This is a genomic window from Variovorax sp. J22R115, assembly GCF_030317005.1.
GTDB lineage: Bacteria > Pseudomonadota > Gammaproteobacteria > Burkholderiales > Burkholderiaceae_C > Variovorax.
Genome location: NZ_JASZYM010000010.1, coordinates 177,790 through 197,193 on the forward strand (window position 1 = coordinate 177,790; position 19,404 = coordinate 197,193).

The window sequence follows — 19,404 nt, forward strand, 5'->3', positions numbered from 1 at the left end:
TGGCACGGGCCGCGACACTGCGCGGCCCGTGGTTTTTTGCGCGCCGCGCCGAGAGTTACTCGATCGCCTTGGCCATGTCCTCTACGACCTTCTTGGCGTCGCCGAAGACCATCATGGTCTTGTCCATGTAGAACAGTTCGTTGTCCAGGCCGGCGTAGCCCGCGGCCATCGAGCGCTTGTTCACGATCACCGTCTTGGCCTTGTAGGCCTCCAGGATCGGCATGCCGTAGATCGGCGTGCCCTTGGTGAGCGCGGCCGGGTTCACCACGTCGTTGGCGCCCAGGATGATCGCGACGTCGGCCTGCGCGAACTCGCCGTTGATGTCCTCCATCTCGAAGACCTGGTCGTAAGGCACCTCGGCCTCGGCCAGCAGCACGTTCATGTGCCCCGGCATGCGGCCCGCCACCGGGTGGATCGCGTACTTCACCGTCACGCCCTTGTGCGTGAGCTTCTCGGCGAGCTCGTTGACCGCGTGCTGGGCGCGCGCCACCGCCAGGCCGTAGCCCGGCACGATGATCACCGTGTCGGCATTGGACAGCATGTAGGCCGCATCGTCGGCGCTGCCGCTCTTGACCGGGCGCTGCTCCTGGGTGCCCGTGGCCGCACTGGCCGCCTCGCCGCCGAAGCCGCCCAGGATCACGTTGAAGAACGAGCGATTCATCGCCTTGCACATGATGTAGCTCAGGATCGCACCCGAGGAGCCCACCAGCGAGCCCGCCACGATCAGCATCGCGTTGTTCAGGCTGAAGCCGATGCCCGCGGCCGCCCAGCCCGAGTAGCTGTTGAGCATCGACACCACCACCGGCATGTCCGCGCCGCCGATCGGGATGATGATCAAGACGCCCATCACGAAGGCCAGCACCAGCATCGCGAGGAAGGCCGCCCAGCTCTCGGTGGCCATGTAGACCAGCCCGAGCGCGATGGTCAGCAGGCCCAGCACGAGGTTGAGCATGTGCTGGCCCTTGAACTGCACCGGCGCGCCCTGGAACAGGCGGAACTTGTACTTGCCCGAGAGCTTGCCGAAGGCGATCACCGAGCCGCTGAAGGTGATGGCACCGATGGCCGCACCCAGGAACAGTTCGAGCCGGTTGCCCGCGGGAATGGCGTAGCGCAGGAAGCCGTCGATGACGGCCGCGCCTTCGGGCGTGTTGACACCGACCGCGGCCGCCACCGGCGGCGGCGTGATGCCGAAGGCCCAGGGCTCGACCACGGCGGCCACGGCGATGAAGACCGCGGCCAGACCGATCATGCTGTGGAAGAACGCGACCAGTTCGGGCATCTGCGTCATCTCGACGGTCTTGGCGCGATAGGCGCCATAGCCGCCGCCGACCACCAGGCCCAGCAGCACCCAGGCCATGCCCATGGCCTTGCCGCCGGAGAGCTGCACGATCAGCGCCGCGGTGGTCAGGATGGCGATGGCCATGCCGACCATGCCGAACAGGTTGCCCCGGATGGAGGTGGTGGGGTGGGAGAGGCCCTTCAGCGCCTGGATGAAGCAGACACTGGCAATGAGATACAGCAGCGTGACAACGTTCATGCTCATGCTGCATTCCCCTTGTCCGCAGCACCGGCCGCAGGCGCCTTCTTGTCCTTCTTTCTGAACATCTCCAGCATCCGCCGGGTGACCAGGAAGCCGCCGAAGACGTTCACTGCCGCGAGCGCCACGGCCAGCACGCCCATGGTCTTGCCCAGGCCGCTTTCCGTGAGCGCCGCCGCCAGCATGGCGCCCACGATCACGATCGCCGAGATGGCGTTGGTGACCGCCATCAGCGGCGTGTGCAACGCCGGCGTGACGGTCCACACCACGTGGTAGCCGACGTAGATGGCCAGCACGAAGATGATGAGGTTGATGACGGTGTGTGAAACGGGATCCATGCTGCTTCTCCTCGCGGTTCGCTTATTTCTTGGTGACCTGGCCGTCTTGCGCCATGCGGCAGGCCGCCACGATGTCGTCTTCGAGGTCGATCTTCAGCGCGCCTTCCTTGGTCACGATGAGCTTCAGGAAGTCGAGCACGTTGCGCGCATAGAGCGAGGAGGCGTCCGCCGCGACCAGCGCCGGCAGATTGGTCTCGCCGACGATGGTCACGCCGTGCTTCACGACCGTCTTGTCGGCCTCGGACAGCGGGCAGTTGCCTCCGACGCCCTCAGGGCCCTTGCCCGCGGCGATGTCGACGATCACCGAACCCGGCTTCATCGACTTGACCATCTCCTCGGTGATCAGGGTGGGCGCGGCACGGCCCGGGATCAGCGCGGTGCTGATCACGATGTCGGCCAGCGCCACGCGCTTGGCGACCTCGACCTGCTGGCGCGCCAGCCAGCTCGGCGGCATCGGCTTGGCGTAGCCGCCGACGCCGACGGCGGCTTCCTTCTCCTCATCGGTGTCGTAGGACACCTCGATGAACTTGCCGCCCAGCGATTCGATCTGTTCCTTGACGCTCGGGCGCACGTCCGACGCCTCGATGACCGCGCCCAGCCGCTTGGCCGTGGCGATGGCCTGCAACCCCGCCACGCCGACGCCGAGGATCACGACCCGTGCCGCTTTCACGGTGCCGGCAGCGGTCATCAGCATCGGGAAGAAGCGCTGGTACTTGTCGGCCGCGACCATCACGGCCTTGTAGCCGGCGATGTTGGCCTGCGAGGACAGCACGTCCATGCTCTGCGCGCGCGTGGTGCGCGGGGCCGCCTCGAGTGCGAAGGCGGTGAGGCCGGCCGCCGCGAGACGCTGCAGGCCAGCGGCATCGAAGGGATTGAGCATGCCGATGACGACGGTGCCCGGTTTCATGAGCGCGATCTCGTTGTCAAAGGGCGTGCGCACCTTGAGCACGAGGTCGGCGCCCAGGGCCCCGGCCTGGTCGGTGATCTCGGCACCGGCGGCCTCGTAGGCGGCATCGGTGACGCTGGCGGCAACGCCGGCGCCCGCCTGAACGCGGATGACATGACCCTGAGCCACGAGCTTTTTCGCAGTCTCCGGAGTGACGGCGACTCGGGATTCGCCTAGCGCAGTTTCGGCCGGCACGCCTATCAGCATGAACTTCTCCTCAGACAGCGTTGAAATTTCGCGCCGAGCTTACATGAAGACGTTCCCCTCAAGTTGTCCCTGGAGTGCACCTTCGAGCAGGTTGCCTGTGCGTCACCGCAACGCCTGCCGCTACCAAATTCTCGGCAGTATTGGGGTATGCACTCATTGATTGCGTGAACAAGTTGCGATGCCAAAACGGGCATGGATAGGTACACTCCCGGCACGTGACCGATCAAAGACTTCGGCACGCAATAACGAGATACAGGGAATGGAATGCGAATAGCAGCTTGACGATGAGGCGGTCCAGCTCGACTTGATCCGCCACACGATGGAGGGCATGGGTCACGAATGCCATGGCTTCAGCGATGGGAAGACGTTGCTGCGCGATCTCCGCCAGCAGACCTACGACCTGCTGATCCTCGATTGGACTCTCCCCGATGTACAGGGTCCCCGCGTGGTGCGATGGATCCGCGAGGATCTCAGCAGCCGGATCCCCATTCTTTTCGTGACCAACCGGCGCGAAGAGAAGGACATGGTCGAGGGGCTGGCGGCCGGCGCTGATGACTTCATGGTCAAGCCGATCCGCGTGGCCGAACTGCAGGCCCGCGTTCACGCATTGCTGCGCCGCTCCTATCCCGCCCAGCATGACGCCGACCTGATCTTCGGCGCCTACCACTTCGTCCCCGCGACCCGCAGCCTGCGGGTCCACGGAACGCTGGCCGAACTGAGCCACCGCGAATACGAGCTGGCCCTGTTCCTCTTCCAGAACCTCGGCCGACTGCTGTCGCGCGAACATTTGCGCGAAGCGGTATGGGGCGTGGGGGCTGAGTCGCCTTCGCGCTCGCTCGACACGCACATCTCCCGCCTTCGGGTGAAGCTGGATCTGATGCCATCCAACGGGTTTCTGCTGTCGGCGGTCTACGGACTCGGCTACCGGCTGGAGTCCATCGACGCCAACCTGCTCAGCTCGCTCTACAACTCGACGAGCCAGCCGGAATGAGCTCCGGCAGTCCGCGGCGCACTGCGGACACAGCCCCCTCGGACCGCTGGCGCTGGGCGCAACGACGCGGCCCGTGGCTGCTCCTTGCGGTGGCGCTGGTATTGCTGGTCAGTGGCCTCAGCCTGACCCAGCCGATGCCGAGGGCTGACCGGCTGCTGCAGGACAGCGCGCGCGCCGCACTGGCGGCGCCGCCGTCGAACGACATCGTGATCGTGGCCATCGACGAGAAAAGCCTCGACGCGATCGGCCGCTGGCCGTGGCGCCGCGCGCAGCACGCCGAGTTGCTGCGCGCCATTTCCGCCCAGTCGCCGAAATGCATCGGCTTCGACGTACTGTCGGCCGAGCGCGACGCGAGCCATGCGGGCGACGACGCGGTGCTCGCCGACGCCATGCGCGACAGCGGCTGCGTCGTGCTCCCAACCGCCCTGCAAATCCTCGGGCAGCGCTCCCAGCAAGAGTTGCGGCCCTTGCCCGTACTGGCCGAGGCGGCCGCCGGCATCGGGCACGTCCACCTGTCGGTCGACCGGGATGGCCTTGCACGCAGCGCCTATGCCCGCGAAGGCTTTGCGGAAAGCATGCGACCGCACTTCGTGATCGCGCTACGCGACGCCGCGGCCGGAGCGGGCGCTAGCGCCCCCTCGGCACCGCTGCCCGACGCCGAGCCCGCTGCGCCGGCCTCCGACGGAGTGCAGCGCACCTGGTTGCGCCGCGACTTCGAGGCGATCATGTTCACGCGCGGACCCGCGCGCTTCAGGACCGTCTCCTATGTCGATGTGCTTCGCGGCAACGTCGATCCCGACGCGTTCCGCAACCGCTACGTGCTCGTTGGCACGACGGCTCCGGGACTCGGCGACGCCCATGCCAATTCGGCCCCGAACCAGCCCGGCCTCATGCCAGGGGTGGAGATCTTCGCCAACATGCTCCAGGCATTGCTCGCCGGGCAGCACGTGAAATTCGCCGCGCCCTGGCAGAACCTGCTCTTCAATCTCGGGCCACTGCTCGCGGCGCTTTTCGGCGTGCTGTGGCTGAGGCCGCTGGGCGTGACGGCGCTGATCGGCGCCATGCTGGCGCTTCAACTCGGCATGCTGGGGCAGCCCTCGGTCAACGTGCTGTTCGCTCCCGCAGCCGGCGTCGCCGGTCTGCTGGCGCTGTACCCGCTCTGGAGCCATATGCGGCTCTCCGCGGCCATCCGCTATCTGCGCCGCGGTACCGATGAGCTGCTGCGCGATGTCGGCCGCCGGCCGACTTCCGCACAGCGTTACGTCGTCGGCGATTTTCTCGACCGCCAGATGGACGCCACCCGGGCCGCCGCGACACGTATGCGCGACGTGCACCGCTTCGTACGCGACGGCATCGACCATCTGCCCGACCCGACCCTGACCCTTAGCACCGAGGGCAGGGTGGTGCTGGCCAACGTCGCCGCGCAACGCTACTGGCAACACGACGCCAGCGAAATACACGGCCAGGACGCCCATGGGCTCCTGGCCGACATCCGCTCGCGCAACAACGGCGCGCGCATGATGCCGAAAGGCGCGCTGCTTGGCGAACTTCGAGCCATCGCGGGCGAGGGCGAAGACTCCATGGGGCGCGCCGTGCTCCTGCGCTGTGTTCCCTTCTTTGACGCAGGTGACGAACACGCTGGCTGGATGGTCTCCCTGGTAGACATCACGAAAATGCGCCGTGCGCAGAGCCAGCGCGACGAGGCGCTCCGCTTCATCTCCCACGATGCGCGCGAGCCCAGCGCGACGATCCTCACCATCATCGAACTCGCACGCGAGCGGCCTGAGACCTTCGCCGACGGATCGCTGCTCGAGCGCATCGAACGTCAGGCGCGCACAGGGCTCGAGTTGGCCGACGGATTCGTGAACCTCGCGCGCGCCGAGGCAGAGCCATTTCGCGCCGAACTGCTCGACCTGGTCGCATTGCTGCAGCAGACCATCGACGACAGCTGGGCACGCGCGCGCCGGCGCCAGGTGCGCATCGTCCTGGTCAAGGCGCTCGACGAAGCGCAGTGCATTGCCGACCGCAACCTGTTGATGCGTGCCCTGGCCAATGTGCTGAGCAACGCGCTCAAGTATTCCCCTTCGGGCGCCGACCTCGAATGCAGCGTGCAGGAAGACGAGCGAAATTGGCGGGTGGCGTTCCGGGACCACGGGCCCGGCATTCCGGTCGAGTTGCAGTCGCAGCTTTTCCAGCCCTTTCACCGCCTGAATCACGAGGCGCATCCCGAAGTCCACGGTGTCGGACTCGGGCTGCTGCTGGTGCGAACGGTCGTCCAGCGTCACGGTGGCTCGGTCGAAATCGACAGCGCGCAGGGTGCCGGCTGTATCGTCACGCTGGTGCTTCCAAAGCCGACGTCCGTCGAGCGCGAGGCACTGGGATCCCACGAGGAATCATGAATATGGCAGAACGCTGGAAGCCCAACGTCACGGTGGCCGCAGTGATCGAGCAGGACGGGCGCTTCCTGCTCGTCGAGGAAGAAACCCCCGAGGGGCTCCTCCTCAACACACCGGCAGGCCATCTCGACCCCGGCGAATCCCCCGCCGAAGGGTGCGCCCGCGAAACACTGGAAGAAACAGCCCATCGCTTCACGCCCACCGCCCTCATCGGCATCTACATGGCGCGGACGCGGCGCGAAGAAGACATCACCTACCTCCGCTTCGCCTTCACCGGCACGCTGGGCGCACAGGAGCCAGGACGCCTCCTCGACCACGGCATCGTGCGCACACTGTGGATGACCGCAGACGAGATCCGCGCCAGCACCACGCGCCACCGCAGCCCCCTGCTCCTGCAGTGCGTCGAAGACTATCTCGCAGGCAAACGCCACCCCCTCGACCTGATCCACGTAGACGACTCGGTATAGGAGCCGCCGTCCAAGAAACACCGCGGAACCGGCTCCGCCGGTCCGCTGGTGTTGCCCCCGGCAGGGGGTCAGCGAAGCGACACGGAGTGCGCGAAGCTTGGGGGCGAGCCTATGACCCCGCCCCCGAGGCACACCTCGCCGTCGTACAACACGGCCGACTGCCCCGGCGTCACCGCCCACTGAGGCTCCGCGAACTCCAGCCGGAAAGCGCCATTGGCGCCTTCACGCAGTTCGCACTTGGCATCGGCCTGGCGATAGCGCGACTTCGCGCCATAGGCGCCGGCCACCGGCGCGTCGCCCGCGACCCAACTGGCATCGTCGGCTTCCAGCGTCGGCGACAGCAGCCACGGGTGGTCATGCCCCTGCACCACCCAGAGCGTGTTGTTCGCGACATCCTTGCGCGCTACGAACCATGGCGAATGGTCGCCTGCACCCCGTTGCGCGCCCTTGGCCTTGATGCCGCCAATGCCGAGTCCCTGGCGCTGCCCGAGCGTGTAGAAACTCAGGCCCTGGTGCTCGCCGATCTGGCGGCCGCGCTCGTCGCGAATCGGGCCCGGCTCCTTCGAGATGTAGCGATTGAGGAACTCGCGGAACGGCCGCTCGCCGATGAAGCAGATGCCGGTTGAGTCTTTCTTCTTCGCGTTGGGCAGGCCGATCTCGTCGGCGATGCGGCGCACCTCGGTCTTGTGCAGCTCGCCGACCGGAAACAGGGTCTTCGACAACTGCCGCTGGTTCAAGCGGTGCAGGAAATAACTCTGGTCCTTGCCCGGGTCGAGGCCCTTGAGCAGTTCATGCCGGCCGGTGACGTCGTTGCGGCGGACACGGGCGTAATGGCCGGTAGCGATCTTCTCCGCGCCGAGCCGCATCGCGTGGTCGAGGAAGGCCTTGAACTTGATCTCTGCGTTGCACAGCACGTCGGGATTGGGCGTGCGCCCGGCCTGGTATTCGCGCAGGAACTCGGCGAACACGCGGTCCTTGTAGTCGGCCGCGAAGTTGACGTGCTCGATCTCGATGCCCAGCACGTCGGCCACGCTGGCCGCGTCGATGAAGTCGATGTTCGACGAGCAGTACTCGCTGTCGTCGTCGTCTTCCCAGTTCTTCATGAAGATGCCGACCACCTCGTGGCCTTGCTGTTTCAGCAGGTGCGCCGTGACCGCGGAGTCGACTCCGCCGCTCAGGCCCACCACGATGCGCTGCTTTTCCATAGGGTCGGGATTGTCCCAGCACCGGCAAGCCGGTGCCCGCATCCGGGAAATCACCGAGAGGCGGACCCGCCCGCTCCGCCGGCCGGCTCCCACAATGGACTGCCCAACCGGAGACAAAAATGGTTTCTTCTCCCTCCAGCGCCACGCCCTGGACGAAGTCCTATCCGAGCGGCATGCGCTGGGATGCCGAACTCCCCACCCGGCCGGTGCAGCAGATCCTCGACGAGGCCGTGGCGCAATGGCCCGACCGGCCGGCCATCGAGTTCATGGGCCAGGTCATCACCTACCGCGAATTCGGCGACGCCGTCGAGCATGCGGCTGCGGGCCTGAAGGCGCTGGGCGTCCAGCCCGGAGTGCACGTCGGCCTCTTCCTGCCCAACACGCCGCACTACCCGATCGCATTCTTCGCGGTGCTGAAGGCCGGCGGGACGGTGGTGAACTACTCGCCGCTGGATGCCGAGCGGGTGCTGGCCCACAAGATCGAGGACAGCCGAACGGACATCCTCGTCACCCTCGACCTCGCCACGCTCTACCCGCAGATGGCGCGGCTGCTCGGCAACTCGCGCCTGAAGAAGTTGGTCGTGGGCAGCCTCACGGACTATGGCGCGGCCCGGGATGCGGTGCGTGCACACCTGCAGGCCGCGGGCCAGCTCGCCGCCGTTTCGACGGACGATCGGCACATGTCCTTCACCCAACTCCTCGCGAACGACGGCCGCTACCAGCAGCATGACGTCAGCTCCGTCGACGACGAGATCGTGGTGCTGCAATACACCGGCGGCACCACCGGACTGCCGAAGGGCGCGATGCTCACGCACGCCAACCTGTCGTCGGCCTGCGCGCAGTACCTCGAATCGACTGGCGGCGATCCGCCGATCCTCGACCCGGGCAGGGAGCGGGTGCTGGTCGTGCTGCCGCTGTTCCATATCTATTCGCTGAGCGTGAACATGATGCTGGGCATCCGGCTGGGCGCTCACCTGGTGCTCCACACGCGCTTCGATCTCGATGCCGTGATGAACGACCTCGCGGCCAAGAAGATCACGGTGTTCCCCGGCGTGCCGACGATGTTCACCGCCATCATCAACCACCCGAAGGCCGGCGAGACCGACCTGCGCTCGCTGAAGTTCTGCGGCTCGGGCCGCGCGCCATTGCCGGTCGAAGTGGAAAACCGCTTCTTCTCGCTCACCGGCTGCCACCTCAACGAAGGCTGGGGCATGACGGAGACGTCGCCGACCGGCACCTTCACGCCCGCGCGCGGCATCCGCAAGGCCGGCTCCTGCGGCATGCCGCTGCCGGGCATCCGCCTCAAGCTCCTGAGCCTGGACGACCCGTCGAAGGAAGCCGCCATCGGCGAGCCGGGCGAGCTGTGCATCCGGGGCCCCAACGTGATGAAGGGCTACTGGAACAACGAGGCCGCCACGGCGGCTTCGATGACACCCGACGGCTACTTCAAGAGCGGCGACGTCGCGAAGATGGATGCCGACGGCTTCTTCTACATCGTCGACCGCACCAAGGACATGCTGCTGTGCGGCGGCTACAACGTCTACCCGCGCGTGCTGGAGGAGGCGATGTACGAACACCCGAGCATTGCCGAGGTGTGCGTGATCGGCATCCCCGACGAATACCGCGGACAGTCGCCCAAGGCCTTCATCAAGTTGAAGGAAGGCGCGCCGGCCTTCACGCTCGACGAGTTCAAGCTGTTCCTGAAGGACCGTCTGGGCAAGCACGAGATGGTGGGCGCGATCGAGATCCGCGACGAGCTGCCCAAGACCGCCGTGGGCAAGCTGTCGAAGAAGGAATTGGTCGATGAGGAAGAGCGCAGGCGGAGCGAGGCGGCTTCCGCAAGGAGCACGTCATGATTCATCTCAGCGGCATGGACGCATCGTTCCTGCACCTCGAAACCCCCGAGTCACCGATGCACGTCGGCAGCCTGCAGCTGCTCGACCTCCCCGCGGACTACGAAGGCGACTTCGCAGAGGACGCCAAGAAGTACCTGAGCGGCCGCCTGCACCTCGCATCGGTGTTCGTGCGCAAGCTGGCGATGATGCCATTCGACCTCGCCAACCCCGTCTGGGTGGACGATGACGACCTGGATCTCGAGCACCACATCCATCACGTGATCATGCCGAGGCCGGGCACGATGGCGCAGCTCGAACGCCTGGTTGGTCGGCTGCATTCGTCGCTGCTCGACCGCAGCCGACCCTTGTGGGAGATCCACATCATCGAGGGCCTGCAGACGGGCCAGGTGGCGCTCTACAGCAAGATGCACCATGCGGCCATCGACGGCCAGGCCGGCGTCGCCGTGGCGAAGGCACTGTTCGACATCTCGGAGACGCCTTCGGTGGTCAAGGCGCCACGCGCCACGCGCCGGCGTGATTCATCCCAACTCGGCATGGCCGAGCTGGCCAGCGCGGCGCTCAGCAACACGGTGCAGCAGTACGTCAAGCTCATCGAGTCGATTCCGACCACCGCGAAGGCCATCTCCAGCGTGCTGATGCCGGTGTCCGAGGCCACCGGCAAGCGGACCTTCGAGTTGCCCAAGGGGGTGAAGACCGCGCCGAAGACGCCGCTCAATGTGTCGATCACCAACCAGCGTTCGTTCGCAGGCCGGTCCGTGCCGCTGGCCGAGATCAAGCAGATGGCGAAGGCCGCCAACGTCAGCCTCAACGACGTCGTGCTGGCGATTTGCGCTGGCGCGCTCAAGCGCTATTTGGCGGACTACGGCTGCAGGCCCGACAAGCCGCTGATGGCGGCGGTGCCGGTGTCGCTGCGCAGCGAGGGCAACACCGACCTCAACAATCAGGTGTCGACGATGCTGGTGAGCCTGGCCACCGATATCTCGGACCCGCTCGAAAGGCTCGCGGCCATCCACGAATCGTCTAGCGAAGGCAAGAAGCTCACAGGCAACGTCAAGGCAGCCATACCGATGGACTTTCCATCGCTGGGCATGCCCACGATCGTGTCGGGGCTTGCATCACTCTATGGGCGCTCGGGCCTGGCCGACAAGCTGCCGCCGATCGCCAACGTGGCGATCTCGAACGTGCCGGGGCCTTCGTTCCCGCTCTACTTCGCGGGGGCCAGGCTGGCGACCTACTTCCCGGTGTCGATCCCTGGGCACGGGCTGGCGCTCAACATGACGGTGCAGAGCTACAACGGCTCGCTCGAATTCGGCCTCACGGCCTGCCGGCGCGCCGTGCCGGACGTGGCGGACCTTGCCGACTACGTCGTGGCGGAACACAAGAAGCTGTTATCGCTGACCCTTCGACACCACAGCGGCGCACAGCCAGAGGTCGAGGAGCAAAAGGCAGCGCCGCCAGTTGCAACAGCCCCCTTGAAGCCGCCATCGAAGCGCAAGCCCGCGGCTAAGAAGCGGGTTGCACCTGCGAAGACAGCTCCGCCAAGATCTCGTAAGACCGCAAGCGGGCTTGGTGGTCGAACACCTGCGAGGTGATCATCAGTTCGTCCGCACCGGTCCGCTCCACGAATTCCCGGACCTTGGCCTGCACCGTGTCGCGCGCGCCGACGGCCGAACAGGACAGCACCGAATCCAGCAACGCGTTTTCGGCAGGGCCCACGCGCTCGCGATAGCCTTCGACCGGCGGCGGCAGGCGTCCGGGCCGTCCACTGCGCAGGTTCACGAAGGCCTGCTGCCAGGAGGTCGCACGGAACGCGGCCTCTTCATCCGTCTCGGCGGCGAACACATTGAAGCCGAGCATCACGTAGGGCTTGGCCAGCTGCGCCGAGGGCTTGAAGGTCTCTCGGTAGATCCGGATCGCCTGCATCAACTGCTGCGGCGCGAAGTGCGAGGCAAAGGCATAGGGCAGGCCCAGGTGGGCTGCGAGCTGCGCCCCGAAGGTGCTCGAACCGAGAACCCAAACGGGCACCTCGAGTCCCATGCCCGGCACGGCGCGCACCGGCTGCCGGGGCTCCTTCGACATGAAGTCCATCAGCTCGATGACGTCCTGCGGAAACCGGTCGGCATCGGACTGCAGGTCGCGCCTGAGCGCCTGCGCGGTGCGCTGGTCGGAGCCCGGGGCGCGGCCGAGGCCGAGGTCGATGCGGCCCGGATAGAGCGACTCCAACGTGCCGAACTGTTCGGCGATGACCAGGGGCGAGTGATTGGGCAGCATCACGCCGCCAGCACCGATGCGGATGGTCGACGTGCCGGCACCAATGTAGGCCAGCAGCACGGCCGTGGCCGCGCTCGCGATGCCGGGCATGCCGTGGTGCTCGGCCAGCCAGTAGCGGCGATAGCCCAGCTTCTCGCCATGCTGCGCCAGGCTGAGCGAATTGCGGAAGGATTGCGCGGCGTCGCCGCCTTCAGTGATGGGGGAAAGATCGAGGATCGAAAACGGAGTCATGGCGCTATCTTGGCTCGGATCGCGTCGCTTCAAGCCGCGAAGGGCTATTCGCCCGGCTGCGGGTAGTCTTGGCACATGGCACTGCGTTCTTTCAGGCTCCTGGCGGCTCTCTTCATGCTTGCGTTGGTCGGTTGTGGCTCACTTCCCGGCGACGTCCATCGACCGGTCTCGTACAGCCTGCTGCCCTCACCCGACGAGAGCCCTATCGCGCGGCTTGCGGCGGACCAGTTGCCGGCCGGGGCCCAGTCCGGGTTCAGGCTGCTGCCGCTGGCTCGTACGCGCTCGACGCACGGCTGGCGCTGATCCGTCACGCCTCGCGCACGCTCGACCTGCAGTACTACATCTGGGACAACGACGAATCGGGCCGCGCGGTCTTCGGCGCCTTGAAGGACGCGGCCGAGCGCGGTGTCCGCGTGCGGCTGCTGCTGGACGACCTGAACACCACGAGCGTCGATAAGCTGCTGCAGGCCCTCTCCAGCGTACCGAACATGGAGATCCGCCTGTTCAACCCCTTCTGTTGTGCGCGCGCGAGCCTGGCGGGACGCATCGCGACGTCGCTGGGCGAACTTCCCCGGCTCGACCGTCGCATGCACAACAAGCTGTTGATCGCTGACGGCGCGCTTGCGATGATCGGCGGCCGCAACATTTCGGACGAATACTTTGCGCGAAACCCGGTCGCCAACTTCATCGACCTCGACGCCATCGCGGCGGGGCGCGTGGTGCCGCAACTGGCCATGCACTTCGATCGCTACTGGAACAGCGACGAGTCCTTTCCCGTGTCGTACTTTTCGAGTTCGCGCGACCCCGGAGTCAATTCCGGCTTGCTGCAGAAGCTGTTGCCGCCGAGCACGGGTCGTATGGAGCTCGAGCTTCCCGAGAAGGATCTCCTCGAGTTGGAACCCGTCAGCAAGGAACTCCAGGCCAACCAACTGACCCTGGTGGCCGGCCTCGCTTACGCCGTGGCCGATCGCCCTTCCAAGCGCTTCCTGCCCCCCGAGGAACTGGAGTCCAGCAGCCTGATGACTGGCGCATTGAGCCAGATGCTCGGTGCCCGCACGGAGCTGGTGGTGACGTCACCCTATCTCGTCCCGGGCAAGCCCGGCATGAGCGTGCTGCAGAGCCTGCAGCAGAAGGGCGTGCGCATGACACTCGTCACCAATTCGCTACCCGCCACCGATTCGGCCTTCGTCTATTTCGGCTATGCGCGCTACCGACCCCGCATTGCGAACGCAGGCGTCGAGATCTACGAGGTCAGCGCGAGCACGCCGCATGGCAACAAGGCCGTGTTCGGCGGCGGCTCCTCGCGTGGCCGCCTGCATGCGAAGCTGGCGGTCATCGACGAGGAAGTCGTGCTGCTGGGATCGCTCAACCTCGACCCGCGCTCCGCGCGCAGGAACACGGAACTGGGCGTTGCCGTCGACAGCCCCGAACTGGCGAAGCAGGCGCTGCGCATCGTCGAGGCCATGAAGGCGGAGGCCTATCGCGTTCGGCAGGAGCCCGAAGGCGGTTCGCTGGCGTGGGTTCCGCCCAACGAGGAAGACGATCAGGCGTTCAATGAAGAGCCGGGCGTGTCCGCATTGAACGCACTGCAAAGGCTCCTGCTGAATCCGCTCGTGCCCGAAGACCTTCTGTGAGACAGGCGCGGTTGCAGAGTCAGGCCAGGGCCTTGGCCTTCAGCTTCGCGAACTCGTCCTGACTGATCGTTCCGGCATCCAGCAGGGCCTTGGCGTCGGTAATCTGTTCGGCGGGCGACTTGCCGGCCACCAGACGGATGTACGCATCGGTGTCGGACTTGGCTCGCTGCATGCTGGCGCGCTGCCGCTCGGCCATGCCCCTGCCGCGCGCGACGATATAGACGATGGCGGTCAGCCCCGGAAGAAAGATCAACCCGACGAGCCACAGCACCTTGGATCCGCCGCCCAGATCCGGATCTCGAAACATGTCGACAACGATCTGAAAGAGGATAAAGAGGTATGCCACCATCACGAAGGTCGACAGCATCAGCAGAATCAGATCCCAGAAATTGCTCATTTCACATCCTCTCGTAGTTGTCTTGATTGAACCTACACAGTGAGCGCGCCGGTCGCGAGCGCGTACAGCGCGACGATCGCCGCGATGGCGAATACGGCGAAGACGATCGTCTCGGGAAAGGTGAAGAGCTGCTTTTTCTGCTCGCGCCGGGCCAGAAAATAGAGGAAGGTTCCGGGCGCGTAGAGCACCGCCGACAACAGCAGGTACTTCGCCCCGCCTGCGTACAGCATGCCCGCGGCATAGACGACGGCGATCGCGCCGCGCACCCGATCGACCGAGCGACTTCGCTCATCGGGCGCGTAGGTCTCGCCGGTCCATGCGAGCTTGAAGCCGTACGCCGCGACAAGCAGATATGGAATGAGCGTCATCGAGCTGGTCATCTTCAGCGCCAGCGTGAAGGCGTACTCGGCAAACCAGGTGACGAGCAGGAAGACCTGGATGACTATGTTCGTCAGCCACAGCGCGGCTGCGGGGGTTCCGTTCTTGTTTTCGCCGGCGAGAAAGCTCGGCATCGTCTTGTTCTTGGCCGCCGAGTGCAGGACCTCCGCAGCCAGCAGAGACCAGGAAAGGTAGTTGCCGAGGATCGAGATGAGCAGCCCGATGCTGATGAACACCAGGCCCCAGGGTCCGACGATGGACGCCATCACGCCGGCCATCGCCGGGGTGGGGAGCGCCGCGAGATCGGGACGCAGCAGCACGCCGTAGGAGAGCATGGTGACCATGATCAGCAGGCACAGCACACCCAGGAAGCCGAGCACGGTGGCAATGCCCACGTCCTCCCGCTTCTTCGCATAGCGCGAGTAGACGCTGGCCCCTTCGATGCCGACGAACACGAACACCGTGACCAGCATCGTGTTGCGGACCTGGCCGGCGAGGCTCGACAGGGTCTGCTCTTCGCCGCCCCAGAAGTTCATCGCGAAGATGTCCGCCTTGAATCCGGCGATGGCGAAGAAGATGAAGACAGCGATCGGCACGATCTTCGCGACGGTGGCGATGGTGTTCAGCGCAGCCGCCTCCTTCACGCCGCGCAGGATCAGGACGTGCACCGCCCACAGCAGGACCGATGCGGACACGATCGCCACAGCGGTCGTCCCGTCGCCGAAGACCGGGAAAAACTGGCCCAGCGTCGCCTTGATCAGCACGAGGCAGGCGACATCGGCGAGGCAGCAGCCGATCCAGTAGCCCACCGCCGACGCAAAGCCGAGATAGTTGCCGAAACCTTCCTTGGCGTAGGCATAGATGCCCGTGTCGAGATCGGGCCGTCGCCGGGACAGGGTCTGGAACACGAACGCCAGCATCAGCATGCCGGTGCCGGCAATGGCCCAGGCGATCAACGCACCCAGGCCGCCGGTCGAACGCCCGAAGGCCGACGGCACGGCAAAGATGCCTGAACCGATCATCGAGCCGACGACAAGGGCCGTGAGTGCGCCGCGCGAGAGTTGCTGGTCCTGGGGGGTGGTCATGCCGGGTCAGTGGCTTTTGCATCTGTCGCCATGAGGATCTCCTGTGTCGATGCCCCTTGGACAGACGCGACTTAGCATCATTGGCGTTCATCTCTTTGTCAAGCCAGCAACCGAGCGAACCAACGCACGGCCGGCCGCAGTTGTCGTTGCTGGATTTTTTGCCTGGCTGCGCAGATGATCGAGTCCCTCGCACCTTGCAAAGGACCTCCCATGGAATCAATCAAGGGTTGCTGCGCGACGGCGCATGCCCAGAACAACGGTCGGCGCGCATGGTTGAAGGCAGGAATGAGTGCAGGCGCCGTCGCACTCGTCGCAGGCACGGGATCCAACGCCCATGCTGCCTCCTGGACCCAGGCCGAGCGGGATGCGCTGACGCCCGACAGAGTGATCGAGATGATGAAGAGGGGGAACGGACGCTTTCGTTCCGGCAAGATGCATGCGCAGGACTTTCTTGCACAGAAGCGAGCCAGTGCCCCGGGCCAGTTTCCTGCAGCGGTCATCCTCAGTTGCATCGACTCTCGCTCACCCGCCGAGATTATTTTCGACATGGGGATCGGGGACACCTTCAACGCGCGCATCGCAGGCAACATCGCCAACAACGACCTGATCGGCAGCCTGGAGTTCGCGTGCGCGGCTGCGGGCGCGAAGGTGGTCCTGGTGATGGGACACACCGCCTGCGGCGCGATCAAGGGCGCCATCGACAACGTGCAACTGGGCAACCTGACGGGGCTGCTGGAGACCATCAAGCCAGCGGTCGCGGCAACTTCCTACACGGGCGACCGGTCCAGCAAGAACGATGCGTTCGTCGATGCGGTGGCGCGTACCAACGTGCAGCAGACCATCGACACGATACGCCGCGTCAGCCCCATCCTGGTGGACCTGGAGAAAAAGGGCCGGATCAAGATCGTCGGGTCGATGTACGACCTGCGCAACGGCGCGGTGACCTTTCTGGGCTAGCGATGTTCATCGCGATGCCCGAAAGGGCAAATGTTGCTGCACCTTCGGGCAATCGCCATGCATGCATCCGGTGCCATGATTTTCGAACCTGATGAAAGAGATCGACCCATGACAACGACGACGCAACTTCTTTCCCGCTTCGCGGCCTTCGCACTGGCCCTCTTGCTTGCAGCCTGTGCTTCACCGGGTTCGCAGTCGGGTTCGATGGCTGTGCGGCAAGGCGTGATCGAGCAGATCACTCCGACACAGATCCGAAGCTCGCATCACACGGGCGTCGGGGCGGTCCTCGGCGGCCTCACGGGCGTCGGCCTCGGCAGCCTGATCGGCGGAGGCACTGGGCGCGATGTAGCGATGGTCGTCGGCGCCATCGGCGGCACGATGGCCGGGGCCGAGGTCGCAAGAAGGTATGACCAGCCCGTGGCCGGCCAGGAGATCTTCGTCCGCACGACCAGCGGCGTTCTGGTCGAAGTGACGCAGCCAGCCACGCCGGGCCTTCGCGTGGGGCAGCGCGTCTACATCGAAGGTCAGGGCGACGCCGCTCGCGTCATCCCGCAGGCGCAATGACTTGATCGCGCGCCGGAGCGCATCGGGCACATCAAGACCGCCATGAAGCACGCCAGAATCCGCAAAAGCATCGCGTCCCCGGTGCCATGAGCGGAAACGGGTCCGAGCCATGACCTACCAGCTCGGCGTGGTGCTGGCCCTTCTCGCCGGCGCGATCACGATGTTTGCGATCAACCGGCCACGCACCGACGTGGTCGCGCTCATCATGATGGCCGCATTGCCGTTCACCGGAGTGGTCAGCATGCAGGAGGTACTGGCCGGCTTTGCGGACCCCAACGTCGTGCTGATCGCGTTGTTGTTCGTGATCGGCCAGGGCCTCGTGCGTACCGGCGTGGCGCGGCGCCTGGGCGACCTGCTGGTGGTCCGTGCAGGGCCGAACGAGACACGGCTCATCGCACTGCTGATGGTGATCGTCGCCGGCGTAGGCTCGGTGATGAGCTCGACGGCAGTGGTCGCGATCTTCGTTCCCATCGTGCTGCGCATCGCGAGCAACACCGGCATCGCAGCACGGCGACTGATGATGCCGCTCAGCGTCGCCGCACTGATCAGCGGCACGCTGACGCTGGTCGCGACAACGCCCAACCTGTTGATTCATGGCGAGCTCGTGCGCGAGGGATTCAACGGCTTTCACTTCTTCAGCTTCACGCCTTTCGGTTTGCCGTTGCTGGTGATGGCCATCACCTACATGCTGCTCACGCGACGCTGGCTGGCGGGGCCGGAAGGCCCGGCGATTCCGCCCAGCAGGCGGACCGGGCTCGGCCACTGGATCGAGGAATACGCATTGGCCGGGCGGGAGTATCGCTTTCGGGTCGCCCCGCACTCGCCCGCCGTGGGCCAGATGCTCGACGAGCTCGAACTGGAGGATGTGCCCGGCGTCAACGTGCTCGCGATCGAACGCAGCGTTCGCTTCACCCGCAGCCTGCTGTCGCCGGGCACGCGGCTCGAGGCGGGCGACGTGCTGTTCGTCGACGTATCCAATCCGGCCGCGAACATCGACCACCTGAGCCGTCGGCTCGCGCTGGAAAGAGTTCCGCTGGCCGGTGCCTACTTCTCGGAGCATGCGCAGGACATCGGCATGGCCGAGGTGCTGGTGCCGCCCGGCTCCAATCTGATCGGCAAGACAGTGGTCGAGTCGCGCCTGCGCGCCACCCACGATGTGTCCGTCATCGGACTGAAGCGCGGCAGCGAGCCTGTGGCCGCGGACCGTGTTCTTTCCGTTCCGCTGAAGGCTGGCGACACCCTGCTGGTGGTCGGCATCTGGAAGGCCATCCGCAAGCTCAAGTCGGACATGGATCTCGTCATCTTCAACCTGCCGGCGGAATTCGACGAGATCGCGCCGGCGGCGGCACGCGCGCCTTTCGCGCTGTTCTCGCTTGCGCTGGTCGTGGCCTTCATGGTCACCGGCGTCTTGCCGAACGTGCAGGCCGCGCTCATAGGCTGCCTGCTGATGGGGCTGTTCGGCTGCATGGATCTTTCCACCGCCTACCGCTCCATCTACTGGCAGAGCCTTCTGCTGATCGTCGGCATGCTGCCCTTTTCGCTTGCATTGCAGCGGACCGGCGGGGTCGACCTGGCGGCACAGATGCTGCTGGAACTGGTCGGCGAAGCCAGCCCACGCGCAGTGCTGGCGTCCATCTTCGTGGTCACCTCGGTGCTGGGCATGTTCATTTCCAACACGGCCACGGCCGTGCTGATGGCGCCGGTCGCCCTGGCTGTCGCCAAGCATCTGCAGGCGTCACCCTACCCCTTCGCCATGATGGTGGCACTGGCGGCTTCGGCCGCCTTCATGACGCCGGTGTCGTCGCCCGTCAATACGCTCGTGGTGGGACCGGGCGACTACAGCTTCATGGACTTCGTGCGCATCGGCGTGCCGCTCGTCCTTCTGACGCTGATCGTGAGCGTGCTGCTCGTCCCGTGGCTGCTGCCCCTGTAGCAGCTCGCGCA

At 65.7% G+C, this 19,404-nt stretch carries 15 protein-coding genes and 1 pseudogene; 9 read left to right on the top strand and 7 right to left on the bottom strand.

Annotated features, from left to right (window positions below; genetic code table 11):
* Nucleotides 1–55: 55 nt before the first annotated feature.
* Genes QTI04_RS19015 through QTI04_RS19025 form a run of 3 tightly spaced genes read right to left on the bottom strand, consistent with a single transcriptional unit; the run spans nt 56 to nt 3,028 of the window.
* Nucleotides 56–1,543, bottom strand: coding sequence for an NAD(P)(+) transhydrogenase (Re/Si-specific) subunit beta (locus tag QTI04_RS19015; protein ID WP_286617031.1), 1,488 nt, complete (start codon nt 1,541–1,543; stop codon nt 56–58).
* A complete protein-coding gene (locus tag QTI04_RS19020; RefSeq protein ID WP_286600092.1) occupies nt 1,540–1,875 on the bottom strand; it encodes an NAD(P) transhydrogenase subunit alpha in 336 nt (111 codons plus the stop codon). The genes QTI04_RS19015 and QTI04_RS19020 overlap by 4 nt, the downstream gene beginning before the upstream one ends.
* Nucleotides 1,876–1,897: 22 nt before the next feature.
* Nucleotides 1,898–3,028: a Re/Si-specific NAD(P)(+) transhydrogenase subunit alpha gene (locus QTI04_RS19025; RefSeq protein ID WP_286617032.1), complete on the bottom strand. Its 1,131-nt coding sequence runs from the start codon at nt 3,026–3,028 to the stop codon at nt 1,898–1,900.
* Nucleotides 3,029–3,305: 277 nt separating this feature from the next.
* Between QTI04_RS19025 and QTI04_RS19030 the strand changes: the two are divergent.
* From QTI04_RS19030 to QTI04_RS19040, 3 genes and pseudogenes are all read left to right on the top strand, one after another.
* Nucleotides 3,306–4,019 (top strand): annotated as a pseudogene (locus QTI04_RS19030) (response regulator transcription factor); the annotation flags it as partial.
* On the top strand, nt 4,016–6,418 hold the full coding sequence (locus QTI04_RS19035; RefSeq protein ID WP_286617033.1) for a CHASE2 domain-containing protein: 2,403 nt from the start codon (nt 4,016–4,018) through the stop codon (nt 6,416–6,418). The pseudogene QTI04_RS19030 and the gene QTI04_RS19035, both read left to right, overlap by 4 nt.
* A gap of 2 nt (nt 6,419–6,420) precedes the next feature.
* On the top strand, nt 6,421–6,882 hold the full coding sequence (locus QTI04_RS19040; protein WP_286617125.1) for an NUDIX hydrolase: 462 nt from the start codon (nt 6,421–6,423) through the stop codon (nt 6,880–6,882).
* A 68-nt stretch (nt 6,883–6,950) separates the two neighbouring features.
* Here the strand turns inward: QTI04_RS19040 and mnmA are convergent, their stop codons facing one another.
* Complete coding sequence (mnmA, locus tag QTI04_RS19045) at nt 6,951–8,087, bottom strand: tRNA 2-thiouridine(34) synthase MnmA (protein ID WP_286617034.1); 1,137 nt, start codon at nt 8,085–8,087, stop codon at nt 6,951–6,953.
* A gap of 119 nt (nt 8,088–8,206) precedes the next feature.
* Here mnmA and QTI04_RS19050 point away from each other — a divergent pair, with 119 nt between their 5' ends.
* Both QTI04_RS19050 and QTI04_RS19055 read left to right on the top strand, forming a co-directional pair.
* On the top strand, nt 8,207–9,943 hold the full coding sequence (locus QTI04_RS19050) for a long-chain fatty acid--CoA ligase (RefSeq protein ID WP_286617035.1): 1,737 nt from the start codon (nt 8,207–8,209) through the stop codon (nt 9,941–9,943).
* Nucleotides 9,940–11,535 carry a wax ester/triacylglycerol synthase family O-acyltransferase gene (locus QTI04_RS19055; RefSeq protein WP_286617037.1) on the top strand — a complete coding sequence of 532 codons (1,596 nt, stop codon included), beginning with the start codon at nt 9,940–9,942 and terminating at the stop codon, nt 11,533–11,535. The genes QTI04_RS19050 and QTI04_RS19055 overlap by 4 nt, the downstream gene beginning before the upstream one ends.
* On the opposite strand, the gene QTI04_RS19060 is transcribed toward QTI04_RS19055, so the two are convergent.
* The gene (locus tag QTI04_RS19060) at nt 11,447–12,445 is read right to left on the bottom strand and encodes an LLM class flavin-dependent oxidoreductase (protein WP_286617038.1); all 999 of its coding nucleotides are present in this window, start codon (nt 12,443–12,445) and stop codon (nt 11,447–11,449) included. The genes QTI04_RS19055 and QTI04_RS19060 overlap by 89 nt on opposite strands.
* A gap of 131 nt (nt 12,446–12,576) precedes the next feature.
* Between QTI04_RS19060 and QTI04_RS19065 the strand changes: the two genes are divergently transcribed.
* Entirely contained in the window at nt 12,577–14,079 is a 1,503-nt protein-coding gene (locus QTI04_RS19065; RefSeq protein WP_286617039.1) for a phospholipase D family protein, read from the top strand.
* Between the two features lie 19 nt (nt 14,080–14,098).
* Here QTI04_RS19065 and QTI04_RS19070 read toward each other — a convergent pair whose 3' ends face one another.
* Entirely contained in the window at nt 14,099–14,476 is a 378-nt protein-coding gene (locus QTI04_RS19070) for an SHOCT domain-containing protein (RefSeq protein ID WP_286617040.1), read from the bottom strand.
* A gap of 32 nt (nt 14,477–14,508) precedes the next feature.
* Nucleotides 14,509–15,939, bottom strand: coding sequence for a basic amino acid/polyamine antiporter (locus QTI04_RS19075; protein WP_286600109.1), 1,431 nt, complete (start codon nt 15,937–15,939; stop codon nt 14,509–14,511).
* Nucleotides 15,940–16,149: 210 nt separating this feature from the next.
* Between QTI04_RS19075 and QTI04_RS19080 the strand changes: the two genes are divergently transcribed.
* The 3 genes from QTI04_RS19080 to QTI04_RS19090 all read left to right on the top strand — a co-directional run bounded on the left by QTI04_RS19080 (nt 16,150) and on the right by QTI04_RS19090 (nt 19,393).
* Nucleotides 16,150–16,896: a carbonic anhydrase family protein gene (locus tag QTI04_RS19080; RefSeq protein ID WP_286600110.1), complete on the top strand. Its 747-nt coding sequence runs from the start codon at nt 16,150–16,152 to the stop codon at nt 16,894–16,896.
* 108 nt (nt 16,897–17,004) lie between these two features.
* Entirely contained in the window at nt 17,005–17,460 is a 456-nt protein-coding gene (locus QTI04_RS19085) for a hypothetical protein (protein WP_286600111.1), read from the top strand.
* A gap of 109 nt (nt 17,461–17,569) precedes the next feature.
* Complete coding sequence (locus tag QTI04_RS19090; RefSeq protein WP_286617041.1) at nt 17,570–19,393, top strand: SLC13 family permease; 1,824 nt, start codon at nt 17,570–17,572, stop codon at nt 19,391–19,393.
* The last annotated feature ends 11 nt before the right edge of the window (nt 19,394–19,404 follow it).